The organism is Microbacterium sp. CGR1 (assembly GCF_051062835.1).
Taxonomy (GTDB): domain Bacteria; phylum Actinomycetota; class Actinomycetes; order Actinomycetales; family Microbacteriaceae; genus Microbacterium.
Genome location: NZ_JAOTPG010000001.1, coordinates 1,424,176 through 1,439,076 on the forward strand (window position 1 = coordinate 1,424,176; position 14,901 = coordinate 1,439,076).

Annotated in this window: 19 protein-coding genes; 8 read left to right on the forward strand and 11 right to left on the reverse strand. The window is 68.8% G+C overall.

Translation table 11 applies throughout. From position 1 onward, the window contains the following. Position 1: 1 nt before the first annotated feature. The 4 genes from OD997_RS06975 to OD997_RS06990 are packed head-to-tail and all read right to left on the reverse strand — an operon-like array spanning position 2 to position 4,762. Positions 2-1,051, reverse strand: a complete 1,050-nt coding sequence (locus OD997_RS06975; protein WP_434330959.1) for an ABC transporter permease — start codon at positions 1,049-1,051, stop codon at positions 2-4. After that, positions 1,048-2,130 (reverse strand): ABC transporter permease, encoded by a 1,083-nt coding sequence (locus tag OD997_RS06980; protein WP_434330960.1) that lies wholly within the window; start codon positions 2,128-2,130, stop codon positions 1,048-1,050. Before OD997_RS06980 ends, OD997_RS06975 begins: the two co-directional genes overlap by 4 nt. Beyond that, complete coding sequence (locus tag OD997_RS06985) at positions 2,127-3,656, reverse strand: sugar ABC transporter ATP-binding protein (protein WP_259162019.1); 1,530 nt, start codon at positions 3,654-3,656, stop codon at positions 2,127-2,129. The genes OD997_RS06980 and OD997_RS06985 overlap by 4 nt, the downstream gene beginning before the upstream one ends. Continuing rightward, positions 3,653-4,762, reverse strand: coding sequence for a Gfo/Idh/MocA family protein (locus OD997_RS06990; RefSeq protein WP_434330961.1), 1,110 nt, complete (start codon positions 4,760-4,762; stop codon positions 3,653-3,655). The genes OD997_RS06985 and OD997_RS06990 overlap by 4 nt, the downstream gene beginning before the upstream one ends. 114 nt (positions 4,763-4,876) lie before the next feature. Here OD997_RS06990 and OD997_RS06995 point away from each other — a divergent pair, with 114 nt between their 5' ends. Further along, a complete protein-coding gene (locus OD997_RS06995; RefSeq protein ID WP_259162023.1) occupies positions 4,877-6,073 on the forward strand; it encodes an ROK family transcriptional regulator in 1,197 nt (398 codons plus the stop codon). Positions 6,074-6,104: 31 nt separating this feature from the next. On the opposite strand, the gene OD997_RS07000 is transcribed toward OD997_RS06995, so the two are convergent. Both OD997_RS07000 and OD997_RS07005 read right to left on the reverse strand, forming a co-directional pair. Then, positions 6,105-7,244, reverse strand: coding sequence for a Gfo/Idh/MocA family protein (locus OD997_RS07000; RefSeq protein WP_434330962.1), 1,140 nt, complete (start codon positions 7,242-7,244; stop codon positions 6,105-6,107). Continuing rightward, positions 7,244-8,050, reverse strand: a complete 807-nt coding sequence (locus OD997_RS07005; RefSeq protein WP_434330963.1) for a sugar phosphate isomerase/epimerase family protein — start codon at positions 8,048-8,050, stop codon at positions 7,244-7,246. Before OD997_RS07005 ends, OD997_RS07000 begins: the two co-directional genes overlap by 1 nt. 110 nt (positions 8,051-8,160) lie before the next feature. On the opposite strand from OD997_RS07005, the gene OD997_RS07010 reads away from it, so the two are divergent. The 3 genes from OD997_RS07010 to OD997_RS07020 are packed head-to-tail and all read left to right on the forward strand — an operon-like array spanning position 8,161 to position 10,412. Continuing rightward, on the forward strand, positions 8,161-8,790 hold the full coding sequence (locus tag OD997_RS07010) for a TetR/AcrR family transcriptional regulator (RefSeq protein ID WP_434330964.1): 630 nt from the start codon (positions 8,161-8,163) through the stop codon (positions 8,788-8,790). A 9-nt stretch (positions 8,791-8,799) separates the two neighbouring features. Further along, positions 8,800-9,429 carry a DUF4166 domain-containing protein gene (locus OD997_RS07015; RefSeq protein WP_434330965.1) on the forward strand — a complete coding sequence of 210 codons (630 nt, stop codon included), beginning with the start codon at positions 8,800-8,802 and terminating at the stop codon, positions 9,427-9,429. Beyond that, complete coding sequence (locus OD997_RS07020) at positions 9,426-10,412, forward strand: epimerase (protein WP_434330966.1); 987 nt, start codon at positions 9,426-9,428, stop codon at positions 10,410-10,412. The genes OD997_RS07015 and OD997_RS07020 overlap by 4 nt, the downstream gene beginning before the upstream one ends. Here OD997_RS07020 and OD997_RS07025 read toward each other — a convergent pair. From OD997_RS07025 to OD997_RS07035, 3 genes are read right to left on the reverse strand one after another with little or no spacing between them, the layout of a single operon-like run. Beyond that, complete coding sequence (locus OD997_RS07025) at positions 10,409-10,807, reverse strand: PLDc N-terminal domain-containing protein (RefSeq protein ID WP_434330967.1); 399 nt, start codon at positions 10,805-10,807, stop codon at positions 10,409-10,411. The two genes, OD997_RS07020 and OD997_RS07025, sit on opposite strands and share 4 nt — an antisense overlap. 38 nt (positions 10,808-10,845) lie before the next feature. Continuing rightward, complete coding sequence (locus OD997_RS07030; RefSeq protein WP_434330968.1) at positions 10,846-11,775, reverse strand: aldo/keto reductase; 930 nt, start codon at positions 11,773-11,775, stop codon at positions 10,846-10,848. 50 nt (positions 11,776-11,825) lie between these two features. Beyond that, positions 11,826-12,050 (reverse strand): hypothetical protein, encoded by a 225-nt coding sequence (locus tag OD997_RS07035; protein WP_434330969.1) that lies wholly within the window; start codon positions 12,048-12,050, stop codon positions 11,826-11,828. A gap of 94 nt (positions 12,051-12,144) precedes the next feature. Between OD997_RS07035 and OD997_RS07040 the strand changes: the two genes are divergently transcribed. The 3 genes from OD997_RS07040 to OD997_RS07050 are packed head-to-tail and all read left to right on the forward strand — an operon-like array spanning position 12,145 to position 13,624. Further along, the gene (locus OD997_RS07040) at positions 12,145-12,522 is read left to right on the forward strand and encodes a helix-turn-helix domain-containing protein (RefSeq protein ID WP_434330970.1); all 378 of its coding nucleotides are present in this window, start codon (positions 12,145-12,147) and stop codon (positions 12,520-12,522) included. 23 nt (positions 12,523-12,545) lie between these two features. Then, positions 12,546-12,986 carry an ImmA/IrrE family metallo-endopeptidase gene (locus OD997_RS07045; RefSeq protein ID WP_434330971.1) on the forward strand — a complete coding sequence of 147 codons (441 nt, stop codon included), beginning with the start codon at positions 12,546-12,548 and terminating at the stop codon, positions 12,984-12,986. Positions 12,987-13,021: 35 nt separating this feature from the next. Beyond that, the gene (locus OD997_RS07050) at positions 13,022-13,624 is read left to right on the forward strand and encodes a GNAT family N-acetyltransferase (RefSeq protein WP_434330972.1); all 603 of its coding nucleotides are present in this window, start codon (positions 13,022-13,024) and stop codon (positions 13,622-13,624) included. Positions 13,625-13,646: 22 nt separating this feature from the next. Here OD997_RS07050 and OD997_RS07055 read toward each other — a convergent pair whose 3' ends face one another. Further along, positions 13,647-13,877 (reverse strand): hypothetical protein, encoded by a 231-nt coding sequence (locus OD997_RS07055; protein WP_235560012.1) that lies wholly within the window; start codon positions 13,875-13,877, stop codon positions 13,647-13,649. A 78-nt stretch (positions 13,878-13,955) separates the two neighbouring features. Between OD997_RS07055 and OD997_RS07060 the strand changes: the two genes are divergently transcribed. Beyond that, the gene (locus OD997_RS07060; RefSeq protein WP_434330973.1) at positions 13,956-14,567 is read left to right on the forward strand and encodes a flavodoxin family protein; all 612 of its coding nucleotides are present in this window, start codon (positions 13,956-13,958) and stop codon (positions 14,565-14,567) included. A 1-nt stretch (position 14,568) separates the two neighbouring features. Here the strand turns inward: OD997_RS07060 and OD997_RS07065 are convergent, their stop codons facing one another. Beyond that, complete coding sequence (locus tag OD997_RS07065) at positions 14,569-14,901, reverse strand: hypothetical protein (protein ID WP_434330974.1); 333 nt, start codon at positions 14,899-14,901, stop codon at positions 14,569-14,571.

Consider the following 14,901-nt stretch of genomic DNA (forward strand, 5'->3'; position numbering starts at 1 on the left):
GCTAATCTCCTCTGGTTTCTGTGTGGATGGTGCGGGTTGTTGCGGTGGATACGGGTTCTGCGGTCGTGGGCTCGGGCGAGGTCCGCGGACCGCGCCGGCGCCGCGCGCGGAACGCGACGGCGGAGTAGGCGACGGCGGCGATGATGATGACGCCCTGCACGGCGTCGCGCAGCGTCGAGGGCACGCCGGCGATGTTCAGCAGCATGAACAGGGCTTCGAGCGCGAAGGCTCCCGCAGCAGCGGCGACGATCCAGCCCCGCCCACCGCCGAGCACGACGCCTCCGAGGACGACGGCCGTGATCGCGACGAACTCGTAGCCGCGACCGACCGATGGGTGGACCCCCGCGTAGCCGACCAGCAGCACGGCCGAGAGCGTGGCGGAGAGCGACGAGATCATGAACGCGCGAGTCGTGACCCAGGCGCTGCGGGCGCCGGCGAAGTCGACCGCCGTGGAGTTGTCGCCGACCGCGATGAGCAGCTTGCCGAGCGGTCGCTTCGTGATCCAGATGCCGAGGGCGAGCCAGCCGATCAGGATGAACACCGCCCAGGGGATGAACTCGAGGACGGGCACGTCACGGATTCCGCCGCGGCCGATCTCGCGGAAGCTGTCGGCGGGGTTGCCGGTGGCAGCCCCACCCGTCCACCACATGACGCCGCCCAGGAGGGCGAGCATCATGCCGAGTGTGACGATGAAGGACGGCACCTTGAGCAGCGTCGTGATCACGCCGTTGACGAGTCCCACCACGGCTCCGAAGACGACCATGAGCAGCAGCACGGGAATGGTGCGCGAGTCGTCCTGCCCGACGAGGTTGCCCGCGACGATCACCTGCGCGGTGATCAGCGAGCCCTGCGACAGGTCGAACTCTCCGGCGATGATGACGAAGTACTGGCCGATGGCGACGATCGCGATCGGAGCCACCCGCTGGATGAACCGCATGAACTGGCCGGGCTCCGCGAAGCTCGGGTTGAGGATCGTGACGGCGACGAGCAGGATCACGAGCAGCAGGAACACCGCTCCCCGGGGACTCACGAGTGTGCGCAGCGCGTTCACGAGCGTCCTCCTTCCGCGGCGGTGCTCGTATCGGCGAGCTCTGAGGCGGCGGCCGCCATCTCGGGCTCGGCCGCCTTGGCGGCGTCGTCTCCCCCGGTCCTCGTGCCCCCTGGACCGAAGCGCGGGCGGCGACGCACGATCGCTCGTCGGCTGTAGACCGCCACGGCTGCGACGATCACGACGCCGCGCACCACGTCCTTGAGGAACGGGTTCACCTGCATGACGCTCATCACGCTGTCGACCACCGCGAGGATCGCGACACCGCCTATCGCACCCCAGATCGATCCTCTGCCGCCCAGCAGCAGCGTGCCGCCGAGCACGACAGCCGCGATCGACAGGAGCGCGTAGCCGCCCTGCTGGCCGACGGTCGGGCTGCCGACACCGAGCCTGCTGGCGAGCAGCAATCCTGCGAGTCCGGCGAAGACCGAGCACAGCACGTGCGCCGCGATCAGTGGCGGCCGGGTGCGCACCCCCGACAGACGGGCGATGTCAGGATCTCCGCCGACGGCGTACAGGTGCGCTCCGGTGCGGGTGCGGTTCAGCAGGAACCACACGACCACGGCGAGCGCGATCATGATGATGGTCGAGACGGGGATCGGACCGACGCCCGTAGCGCCGATGAGCTGGAACTCCCACGGCACGTTCCCGGCAGACCCCTCGAAGTTCGTGTTGAGGATGCCCTGCAGGATGAGGCCGACGCCGAGGGTGGCGATGAAGCCGTTCACCTTGAGCACCGTGACGATGAGTCCGTTGACGAGGCCGATACCGGCGCAGACGAGCAGGGTGACCGCGACCGCGGCGGGGATGTTGCCAGGACGCCCGTTCATGATCGTGGCGGCCAACAGGCTCGAGAGGCTGATGACGTAGGTCACCGAGAGGTCGAGCGAGGCGCCGAGCACCACGAGCGTCTGACCGATCGCGACGAGCCCGAGCACGCTCATCCCGGTGAGGATGTCGCGGATGTTGCCCGCACTGAAGAAGCTGCGCCCGACGGTCGCGACGAGGATCGCGCCGACGATCAGGGCGAGGACGAGGATGCCGAGGACGATGACCGTCGAGTCGATCCGCACGCGCTTCATCGTGCACCTCCGCCGGTGGTCTCATCATGCGGATGGATCGCCCCGGTCGCGGCGCCGAGGATCTCGTGCTCGGCGGAGCCCGCAGGCAGCTCGGCGACGAGCTCGCCGTCGTGCATGACGAGGATCCGATCGCTCATGCCGATCACCTCGGGGAGTTCGCTGGAGACCATGAGCACCGCCTTGCCCTGTGCCGCGAGATCTCGCATGAGCTGGTAGACGGCGTACTTCGCGCCGACGTCGATACCGCGGGTCGGCTCGTCGAAGAGCACGATCTGCGGTTGCGTGAGCAGCCATTTCGCGAGCACGACCTTCTGCTGGTTGCCACCCGAGAGGAAGCGCGCCTCCTGGTCGAGTCCGCGTGAGCTGATCTCGAGCGAGCTGAGCACCCCGGGGACCTCTCGTCGAGAGGAGGACGTACGAGCGGAGAACACGCTCCGGATGACGAGCAGCGAATTGTCGAGCACCGACTGGCCCAGCGCGAGCCCCTGCGCCTTGCGGTCCTCGGAGACGAGTGCGAGCCCCGCCCGCACCGCCGCTCGCGCACTCGTGATGCGCACGGAAGCGCCGTCGACGCGCATGCTCCCCCGGGCGAACGGGTCGATCCCGAAGATGCCCTCCACGAGCTCGGTGCGTCCGGAGCCCTGCAGGCCGGCGATCCCGACGATCTCCCCCGCGCGGAGCGTGAGCGAGACCTCGTCGACGAAGGCATTGCCGCAGCCGTCGAGCTCGAGCCGCGGCTCACCGACGACGGTGCCGTCGACGACATCCGGGAAGTACGACTGGATCGAGCGCCCCACCATGCGGCGCACGAGCTCGTCGGTGGTGAGGTCCGCCGTCGCATCGGTCGACACGAGTGCGCCGTCCTTGAGGATCGTGATGCGGTCGCAGAGGTCGAAGATCTCCTTCAACCGGTGCGAGACGTAGATCACCGCGACGCCTCGAGAGGTGAGACGACGGATGATCGCGTAGAGCAGCTCGACCTCGCGGTCGCTGAGCGCGGCTGTCGGCTCGTCCATCGAGATGACCCGGGCGTCGAACGACAGCGCCTTCACGATCTCGACGATCTGCTGCTCGGCGACCGTCAACGAGCCGACGCGCGCCTGCGGGTCGATGAACGAGACGCCGAGATCGGCGAGGAGCTCCGCCGTCCGGGTGACCATGGCCTTGCGGTCGACGAACCCGCCACGACGCGGCTCGCGGCCGAGGTACACGTTCTGCGCGACCGTGCGCTCGGGAAGCAGCGTGAACTCCTGGAAGACCGTCACGATGCCGTCGTCCATCGCCTGGCGCGGGTGCGTGTGGTGCACCTCGTCGCCGCGATATCGCACGACGCCCTCGTCGGCCGGCTGCACTCCGGCGATGATCTTCATGAGCGTGGACTTTCCCGCTCCGTTCTCACCCACGAGACCGTGCACCTCGCCGGGACGCACGTCGAAGTCGATGCCCTTCAGCACCTCGACCCCGAAGAACGACTTGCGGATCCCCGAGACCTCGAGCACCGCCTGCGTGTCGACTGCTGCGGTCATGCCGCCACCTCCGTCCAGCGACCGTCCGTGGCCGCGGAGGCAAGAACGGCCTCGGTCAGCACGGCGGATCGATATCCGTCTTCGAATGTCGGAAGCCCCATCGGATCCGCGCCTCCGATCGCCGCGTACACGTCGGCGATGAACCCGTTGAACGCGTCCTGATAGCCCATCGCGTGGCCTGCGGGGACCCGCTGCAGACGGGCCGAATCGGGTGCGGCCGTGGCGGGGTCGCGCAGCAGGATGTGCGATTCCCGCCGCATCCCGACCCACAGCTCCTCCGGGCGCTCCTGTTCGAAGCGCAGGCTCTGCAGAGATCCGTGCAGTTCGAGGGTCAGCGCGTTCTTGCGCCCTGCGGCCATCTGCGAGATGAGCAGCGTGCCGAGCGCGCCCGATTCCGTCTCGACGAGGATCGCGACGATGTCCTCGGTGTCGACCGTCTGCCCTGCCCGCTCGTCGAAGACGCGACGGGTCCGTGCGCTCAGAGAGCGGATGCGCTCTCCGATCACGAACTCGATCAGATCGCACAGGTGCGAGCCGATGTCGGCGAAGGCCCTGGAGGCGCCGCCGGTCGCCGATCGCACCCGCCAGTCGTCGTCCGTGGGGAGCAGCATCCAGTCCTGCAGGTACGAGCAGTCGAGCGTGAGAAGTTCTCCGACGTCGCCCTGGGCGACGCGGGCCCTCGCCTCGCGCACCATCGGGTGGTAGCGGTAGACGAAGGGCACGGCGGCGACCCGACCACGCTCCGCCGCGAGGTCGACGAGGCGCTTCGCGTCGTCGGCGTTCGTCGCCAGCGGCTTCTCGCAGATGACGTGCTTGCCCGCCTCGAGCGCACGGAGGGCGAGGTCTGCATGGGTGGCGTTGGGAGTGCAGATGTGCACGACATCGATGTCCTCGGCATCCAGCAGCGTCGCCACGTCGATCTCGGCGCGACCGGCTCCGAGCTCGTCGGCCGCCTGCCTGCTTCCCGAGGCAGAGCGTGTGGCGACGGCGCGGAGCTCGCCGCCTGCATCGCGGGCCGCGGTGCGATGCACGCGGGCCATGAATCCTCCGCCGAGGATGCCGACTCGGATCGTTCCGAGACCGGTGTCTGTGACATCCGTTGTCATGCCGGTGAGTCTGCCACAGCGTCCCCGACTTTTGCTAGACCTCTGTCAAAAGTTCTTTGTAACGAATCGGAAGTCAATCGGGGCCCCGCGTAAGTGCTGTGGTTTACTGACGCAATGGTTGACGCACTTCGCCCCGCCGCGGCGGCGAATCCCGGTGCCGGCGAGATCTTCCAGATCCTCCGCGACGGCACCGCCCGCACCAAGGCCGAGCTCGCAGCCCTCACCGGCCTCGCCCGCTCGACGGTGGCGCTGCGCGTAGACGCGCTCCTGGCCGCCGGTCTGCTGCGCCCCGCAGGAGAGGCGGTCTCGACCGGCGGACGTCCACCCGCGCGATTGGCCTTCAACGCCCGCGCCGGGGTCGTGCTGGCCGTCGATCTCGGCGCCACGCACGCGACGGTCGCCGTCGCCGACCTCGCCGGCCTGATCCTCGATTCGCGGACACGCACGATCGACATCGGCGACGGACCCGAGAGCCTGCTCGACGTGATCCTCGCCGACGGTGCGGCCCTCCTCGACACCCCCGCATCCGCCGGGATCGCGCTGCTCGGCGTCGGGATCGGGGTTCCTGGTCCTGTCGAGCACTCGACGGGCCGGCCGACCAATCCGCCGATCATGCCGGGGTGGGACCGCTTCGACGTCCCCGGCTACGTGCAGCGCACCTTCGACGTGCCGGTGCTCGTCGACAACGACGTCAACATCCTCGCGCTCGGCGAGCACGCCACCACCTGGCCGCACGTCGACGACCTGATCTTCGTCAAGGTCTCGACGGGCATCGGCGCGGGGATCATCGCGGGCGGTCAGCTGCAGCGCGGCGCTCAGGGGTCGGCGGGCGACATGGGGCACGTGCAGGTTCCGAGCGGATCGGGTTCGACCAGGGAACCCGGCGACGAGCGCGACCTCGAGGCCCTCGCCAGCGGCGCGGCACTCGCGACGGCTCTCCGGGCGGGCGGGCACGAGGCGAGCAGCCCTGCCGACGTCGTCGACCTCGTGCGCTCCGGCAACGCCGCAGCCATCGAGGCGACACGGCAGGCGGGGCGCGACGTGGGTGAAGTCCTCGCCACGGTCGTCAACCTGCTCAACCCGTCGATCATCGTGCTGGGCGGCAGCATCGCCCGGGCGGGCGAGCACCTGCTCGCCGGTGTGCGCGAGGTCGTCTACCGACGCTCGATCCCCCTCGCGACGCAGCATCTCGCCATAGTGCAGTCGCAGGCCGGTGACCGCGCGGCCGTCCTCGGCGCAGCGATCATGGTCGCCCGCGAGGTGCTCTCCCCGGCGAACGTCGACCGCCATGTGGCGGCGAGGACGCGCTGATCGCGCCTCCCCACCGCCACACCGGCGTGTCTCAGAGAGTCGACTCGAACGGGTCGAAGCCGGCGTCGATCGCGCCGACCTCGTCGAGCGTGCTCTCGACCTTCACGAAGCTGCGGGACTCCGCCGCCTCCTCGATCGACAGCAGGGTGTCGAGCACGTGGTACCCGAACTCGCCGGTGGCGACGTGCGGGCGGCCGGCCGCGATCGAGCGCGCCATGTCGAGCAGCCCGACGCCACGACCCGAGAGCACACCCTCCTGCTCGACGTCGACGACATCCTGCACGGTCGGCTCCGGCGGCACGAAGACCCGCGAGAGCGGACGCGTGATGGTGATGGGACCGCCGAACGTGTTCGGGTCGGGGATCACGATCGTCCCCTCGGTGCCGGTGATCTCGACGATGCCCTGACGCAGCAGCGGCGAGTCGGTGCTGTACAGGCTCTGAGCCTGTCCGCCCTGCTCGAAGTCCATCAGCACGCTGAGCGTCGACGGGATCTCGACCGGGAACTCCTGACCCGCGAGCTCGCCGACCTGCACCGTGCGTGTCGGGGTGCCCTGCAGCCCGAGGGCAGCGACGGCCGCGACGGGACCGAACACGTGCACGAGCGCCGACACGTAGTACGGCCCCATGTCGAGCAGAGGGCCGGCACCCTTGGCGTAGAGGAATGCGGGGTTCGGGTGGAAGATCTCCGGTCCCTGCCACTGGAAGGTGGTCTGGGCGAACAGCGGCCGCCCGATGTCGCCGCGTGCGATCGCGCGCTTCGCGGTCTGCACGCCGGGTCCGAGGACGGTGTCGGGCGCGACGCCGACGCGGAGCCCCGCCGCATCCGCCTTCTGCAGCAGACGCAGCGACTCATCGCGGCTCACGCCGATCGGCTTCTCGGTCCAGACGTGCTTGCCCGCGGCGATGATCGCCTCGGACACCTCGACGTGGACGGCCGGGATCGTCAGGTTCACGACGATGTCGATCTCGGGGTCGTTCAGCACCGCATCGACGCCACCGGAGCGCGGGACACCGTACTTCTCGGCCTGAGCCTTCGCACGGTCCTCGAGCAGGTCGCCGACGGCGATGACCCGCACGTCGGGGAACGTCGTGAGGTTCGACAGGTACTGGTCGCTGATGTTGCCCGCGCCGATGATGCCGACGCCGACGGGTCCGTTGCCGATGGCCATCAGCCGGCCACCTTCTCGTCGAGGTAGACGCGGCTGCTCTCGACGGCGGCCCACAGGTCGCCCTCGTAGTGGTCGAACTCGACGATCGCGAGCTCGAGGGCGGGAGCGGCGGCGATGGCCTCGACGAGCGGGACCGTGCCCTCACCCGCGGGAACCTGATCGGCGGGCGGGTACACGTTCCCCAGCGCGGGTTCGAGTGTCCCGTCCTTGGCGTGCACCGCGATCACGCGGTCGCCGAGGCGCTGCAGCAGTGCGACAGGGTCGACACCCCCGCGGGCGACCCAGTACAGGTCGACCTCGAGCACGACGCGCTCGTCGAGCAGGCCTGCGAGCACTTCGAGTCCGGTCACACCGTCGAACAGGGCCTCGAGTTCATGCGCGTGGTTGTGGTAGCCGACGCGCACGCCGACGCTCGCGCCGACGGCGGCAGCCTCGTTCAGCAGGCGGGCCGTCTCCTCGATCTGCTCGATCGACTCCCAGCGCGCGGGTTCGGTGTACGGATCGATGACCGTGCCCATGCCGAGTACCTTGGCCGCGGCGAACACCTCGGCCGGAGACGGGACCGGAAGCGTGGTGCCACTGCCGTCGGGGTTCACGAACGACTGCGAGGCGAGAAAAGCGTGCCCCGAGGGCGCGGTGAGGCCCGCGCTCTGCAGCGCATCCGCCATCGGCTGCGCTCGGCGCACGAAGTCGTAGGGCTCGACGGCGGTGAATCCCCGAGCGGCTACCTCTTTCAGTGAGCCTTCGAGGTCGGCCTCCAGCTGGTCCTTGATCGTGAACAGCTGGATGGAAGTCTGGATCGTCACTGGTCTCTCCTTCAGTCTTCGGCGACGTGCGGGCTCGACGGCCCGTCTGTCCGAGCACGCTATCACCAAATACCTCCGCATGGAAGTTTTCATTTCGCTACACTCGTCCCATGACCGACGACCTCCCCGCCTCCGCCGACGAGGACCGCCTCCGTCCGCGCGGCGCATACGCGAAGGGGATCGCCCGCCGTCAGGAGATCCTGGACAGGGCGATCGAGGTCTTCGCCGCACGGGGTGCCGACCGCACGAGCCTGCGCGCGATCGCGAGCGCCGTCGGCGTCACGCACTCCGCCCTCACCCACTACTTCGGCTCCCTCGAGGAGCTGCTGGTGGCGGTCTACAAGGAGAGCACGGCACCAGGGCGACAGCAGCCGGACGCGCTCCCCGACCACGCCACCCCCGTGGAGCGGATGCTCGAGTCCGCACGCACCAACCGCGAGATCCCGGGCCTCGTGCAGCTCTACTCGACGCTGGTCGCCGCCGCACTCGAAGAGGGGCACCCCGCCGCGCGGGAGTTCGCCACGACCCGCTTCGCCCGCCTGCGCACGGACATGGCCGACGTCATCCGTCACCAGCAGGACGGCGGGCTCATGCGTGACGATGTGGATGCCGGTGCCGTCGCCGCCCTGATCGTCGCGGCGTCCGACGGTCTGCAGACCCAGTGGCTGCTCGACGAATCGACGCCCCAGCAGGAGTCGCTCGCCCTGCTCGATCGCCTGCTGCGCCCCGCCGCTCGGTAGGGTGAGGGGGTGACAGCAGCGGACACCGCACAGGGGTCGCCCTACGAGCGGGCTCTCGGCGAGCGCATCTCCGAACTCCACCCGAAGACGGCCTGGTACTTCCGCACCATCCCCGACGGTCACGTCGGCGTCGGCACCGGCGTGTTCACGACTGCGGGTTCGCGGCATCGATGGCTGTGGCCAGTGTTCCGCATCGCGGAGGCGCTCGGCGTCGCGTTCGCCGGATGGGAGCAGGACGTCCCGTTCCGGATCGAGAACCGCACGATCGACGGGACCGCCGTGGCCGTCCGGCACTTCGAGCTCCCCGGTCGCACGTGGGTGATGCCCGACATCGTCTCGCTCGGCGCGAACCGGATCCTGCGCAACGAGATCGGCCCGCACCGCACGGTCGTCACGACCTTCGACATCGATGTCCGCGACGGAGCGGTCGTGCTCACCATCCGTCGGGTGGGGATGAGGTTCGGGCGTCTCCGCATCGCCGCCCCGGGTTTCCTGCGTCCGCGCATCGGTCTCGTCGAGCGCTGGGACGAAGAGCGCGAGCGACACCACGTGAACATGACGATCGACGCACCCCTGCTCGGTCGCGTCTACGAGTACACCGGATTCTTCGAGTACGCGATCGAGAGCGAGACCCCGTGACGGACGCCATCCCCTCTCCCGAAGGCCCCGTCGTGATCGGCGGATCCACCGGGTTCATGGGCCGGTACCTGATCCCGCGTCTGCGCGCGACAGGGCGCGAGGTGATCACGATCTCACGGTCGGGCGCCGACATCGCGTGGGGCGACCAGGATGCGATCGACCGCGCCGTCGACGGCTCTTCGCTCGTCATCGGCCTCGCCGGCAAGAGCGTGAACTGCCGGTACACCCCCGACAACCGCGCAGCCATCTTCCGCTCGCGGCTCGACACCACGTCGTCGCTGAGCTCCGCGATCGCGAAGGCATCGAACCCGCCGCCGCTGTGGGTGAACTCCTCGACCGCGACGATCTACCGCCACGCCGAGGACCGCCCGATGACCGAGTCGTCCGGCGGCCTCGGCACCGGTTTCTCTGTCGAGGTCGCGAAGGCCTGGGAACGCGCTCTGTTCGCCGATGACCTGCCGCAGACCCGCCGGGTCGCACTGCGCAGTGCGATCGTTCTCGGGCACGGAGGCGTGCTCGGCCCCCTGAAGAACCTCGCCCGCCTCGGCCTCGGCGGCGCCCAGCACGACGGCCCGTGGCCCGTGAGCCGCGCGCGTCGAGCCGCCGGCACGGGGCACCTCCCCGGCGCCAGGCGGGGAGCGCAGCGGTTCAGCTGGGTGCATGTCGAAGACGTCGCACGCATCATCGACTTCCTCGAGGCGACTCCGTCTCTCGAGGGGCCGGTCAATGCCGCCTCGCCGAACCCGTCGGACAACGCGGAGTTCATGGCCACGGTGCGCCGAGTGCTCGGCGTGGGCTTCGGACCGCCGATGCCCCGGTGGATGCTGGAGATCGGCGCCATCGGCATCCGCACCGAGACCGAGCTGATCCTGAAGAGCCGGTGGGTGATCCCCGAGAAGCTGACTCTGGCCGGATTCGAGTTCGCCTACCCGAAGCTCGAGGATGCCATTCGGGAGTCCTTCGACGTCGCTGCGGTCGCTTAGCCTGCCGCAGGCTCCGGCCCCGCGGGCGAGTCTCCGCCCTCGCGACGGCGCTTCTCGATCTCCTGACGCAGACGCCACTCCTCGATCTCACGGTCGAGGTCGGCGATCTGCTGCTCGGTGCTCCGAGTGTCGACCGGCGCCGCAGCGGGCCGCGGGTCCGGCTGACGCCTCGCGGGTCGGGCGGCCGGACGCATGCGCGGAATGCGCAGGCCCGCCTCGGAGTACTCCCGGCCGATCGCGAACCACAGCAGACTGCCGATCAGCGGCAGCAGGATGACGATGATGATCCACACCATCTTCGGCAGGAACCTCACCTGCGCGTCGTCGCGCTTGATGATGTCCACGAGCGCGCCGACCATCAGCGCGATGACGAGGATCGAGAACAGGAACGGCATGAGTTCAGGGTAGACGACGAGCGTTCATCGGGCCCGGACTACGGGAGGAGGTGCCCTGCCGCGCGGAACAGCTCGTACCATTCGGCGCGCGTGAGCTCGATCTCGGCTCCCGCCGCGGCATCCCGCACCCGATCGGGCGTCGTCGTACCCAGCACGACCTGCATCTTGGCGGGGTGCCTCGTGATCCAGGCCGTCGCGATCGCGATCGGCGTGACCCCGTATGACGCAGCGAGACGATCGAGCACCGCGTTGAGCTCGGCGTACTCGGGGTTGCCGAGGAAGACGCCGGTGAAGAATCCGCCCTGGAACGGCGACCATGCCTGGATCGTGATGCCGTTGATGCGGCAGTACTCGACGATGCCGCCGCCGTCGCGGACGACGCTCTGATCCTCACCCACCATGTTGGCTGCGACGGGCTGGGCGATGATCGGCGCATGGGTGATCGACAGCTGCAGCTGATTCGCGATCAGCGGCTGTGTCACGGCCGTGCGGAGCAGATCGATCTGGCGAGGGGTGTGGTTCGAGACACCGAACGCGCGCACCTTGCCCGCGGCTTCGAGCTCGTCGAAGGCCCTCGCGACCTCCTCCGGCTCGACGAGGGCATCAGGACGGTGCAGCAGCAGGACGTCGATGTGATCGGTGCGCAGCGCCTTCAGTGAGCCCTCGACCTGGCGCACGATGTGCTCGTACGAGAAGTCGAACGACCCCTCCGCGGGATTGATGCCGCACTTGGTCTGCAGCACGATCTCGTCGCGCTCGGCCGCACTCAGCTCGAGCGCGTCTGCGAAGCGCGCCTCGCAGAAGTGCATGCTCCCGCCGTAGATGTCGGCATGGTCGAAGAAGTCGATGCCCGCGGTGCGGGCGGTGTCGTACAGCTCGCGGATCTGCGCGGGATCCTTGTCGTCGATGCGCATCATTCCGGCGACGACGGCAGGGGCGGTGGCGGATCCGAACGGGACGGTCTTCATACCCCCACGCTAGTGCGACCGTCCTCGGGGCGCGAGGCATGAGCGGCCCTTCATCGACCGGAGAGCCGCGGCACGAGCCGCGCGACGTCGATCGACAGGGCACCCGCGATCTCGGCCAGGTCCGTGACCGTGAAGTCGAGCTGCATCGCCAGCTGCTTCTGCAGCACGTGCAGAGCGATCCCCGTCTGCTCGGCGAGCCACGGAACGGTTCGGCCTGCACTCACGAGTTCGGATCTCACCGTCAATGCCACCGCTCGTCGCAGATCTGTCTTCACATGAAGACGGTATCGCCGCACATGGCGCACGACAAGCCTCGTACGCGCCAATATGACGGCATCCTGGCTTCATCCCGGTGCTATCGTGACTCACGTGAAGACACCGGGCGAGCAGTTCAATGCGGCCGTCGGGCGCCAGCTCCGGGGTGAGATCGGCGCCGCAAGCAGCAGCATCGCGGCGATGGCGCGCGAGATCGGCATCGCGCGCAGCGCCCTCGACAACTACGTCACCGGCAAGCGGGCGATCCCGATCCCGGTCCTCTACGCCGTCAGCGCCTCACTCGATCTCGAGCCGCATATCGTGCTCAACCGCGCCGAGGAACGGCTGCGCGCCGAGGGCGGTGTGCACACCGCGACGGTCACCCCTCTGCGCCCCCGCACCGATGTCCGCGGCCGACACGAAGATGAAGCCGAGGTGGCGTTCGAGTCGCCCCTCGCGCACGACGACGACACCGACGATCTCTACGACTGACGCCCACGCGACGAGGAGGCCTCATGGAGCGCCTCCTCCGGCTGCTCGAGGACAACGGGCTGCATCTCATCGAGCGCTCCGGCCGCACGTTCGGCGGCTACGAGCCTCGCACCGCCACGATCCGAGTGACTCCCGGGCTGAGCGCGCGGACGACCTGCAGCGTGCTGGCGCATGAGCTCGCGCACGCGATGCTCGGCCATACCCCGACAGCGGATGCCGTGGAACGCGAGCGCCAGGAGCGCCGCGCCGACGAATGGGCTGCGCGGCTGCTGATCACCCCCGCAGCGTATGCCGCGGCCGAGCGGGCACGAGGGCCGCATCCCGCGAGCCTCGCCTTCGACCTGGGCGTGACGATCGAGATCGTGATCGCCTACCAGCGCCTGCTCCGGCGGGTGGGAGAGACCACCTACGTCGGCGCGAGGATGGGCACAGGCCAGTGGGAGCATCGTCTGCCGAGCCCCTGACGCTCCCCTGGTCTCGCCGCTGGTTGAATGGCAGTATGACGTTCCGCACCGCTCCGGCCCCGATCACCCTCACCGGACGCCTCGTCGAGCTCCGCCCGCTCGAGGTCTCCCACCACGACGGGCTCCTCGACGCCCTTCTCGAAGGCGACCTGTGGAAGAACGCCTGGTACACCTCCGTCCCCTCACCCGAGGGACTCGCCGCCGAGATCGATCGCCGGATCGGCCTCATCGACAGCGGAGGGATGATCCCCTTCACCGCGTTCGACTCGTCCGGCCGCATCCTCGGTCTGACGTCGTACTACGACATCGATGAGGACTCTCCGCGGCTGCACATCGGGTACACCTGGAACCGCCCCTCCGCGCACGGCACCGGGACGAATGCGGAATCCAAGCTGCTGCTGCTCCGCCATGCGTTCGAGGATCTCGGGGTGTTCCGCGTCGGGCTGACCACCCAGTGGGTGAACTTCCAGTCGCGAGCCGCGATCGAGCGGCTCGGCGCGAAGCAGGACGGCGTCATGCGCGCGATGAGCCGGTACCGCAACGGCGCACTGCGCGACAGCGTCGAGTTCTCGATCATCGAGCCCGAATGGCCCGCCGTGAAGGCGAATCTCGAGATGAGACTCGCCAAACGGGGCTGAATGCCCTGGCGGGCGCCGCCGACTACTCGGTGGGGTTGCCCGACCAGTTGTCCTTGCGGCGGGTGGCCGATCCGCGCTGACGCATCATGAAAGCCAGCGACAGGCTGGTGATGAGGAGGCCGGCGACGAAGACGATCGCCTGGAAGTCCTCCAGCGACTGAGCGAACCCCATGAGCCAGATGCCTCCGAGGAAGAGGATCATGAAGAAGATGAAGCTGAGGATCACGGTGTCTCCTGTCGTAACGGCCGTCATCCAGGATACCGTCTAGCGCAGACGCCCCGGTGACGGAACCCCCTGGGGCATCCCCATCGAAGGTGGTTTCGTACAGACATGACCGCACAACTGACCGCCCTTGCCATCTCCTGCACACTGAAGCCCTCCCCCGCGGACTCGAGCACCGACCTGCTCGGGTCGCAGATCCTCGCAGCCCTCAGCGAGCACGGAGTCTCGGGAGAGATCGTACGAGCGGTGGATCACGTGATCAGACCGGGCGTCGAGGCCGACATGGGCGGCGACGACCAGTGGCCGGCGCTGCGCGAGAAGGTCCACGCCGCCGACATCCTCGTCTTCCTCACCCCGACCTGGATGGGGCAGCACTCGAGCGTCGCCCAGCGCGTGCTCGAACGGCTCGACGCCGAGCTGAGCGAGACGGATGACGCGGGCAGGCCGATCCTGTTCGACAAGGTCGCGATCGCCGGCATCGTCGGCAACGAGGACGGCGCGCACCACATCGCCGCGATCCTGTTCCAGTCGCTGAACGACATCGGCTACTCGGTGCCCGCGCAGGGATCCGTGTACTGGAACGGCGAGGCTATGCACACCGTCGACTACAAGGACCTCGACGAGACACCCGAGAAGGTCGCTCGGGCCACGTCCACCGCCGCCCGCAATGCGGCGCAGCTCGCCCGGCTGCTCACGGCCGACGGGTATCCGGCCGAGTAGCTCAGGCGCGCGGCTTGTCTCCGCCCGCGGCGGGCGGTTCGACGTAGTCGTCGATCACGAGCTCACCGGTCGCATTGAGGGAGCGCATCATGTCCTCGATGCGATGCTTCTCGACGGGCAGCGACTCCGCCGAGGTGAAGAGGAACTGCAGCGGGATGGCCGGGTGGATCCACACGGTCAGCCGACCGGTGTCGCCTCCCTCGCGCGGGTGCCAGGTCATCATGAAGCTCTCCTGGCGGCGCAGCTTCGTCCCCACGATGACCTTGAGGTGTGCGAGCGTCTCGTCGTCGATCAGTATCGGCTCCGATGTGCCGTCATACCGCAGTCTTCCCAT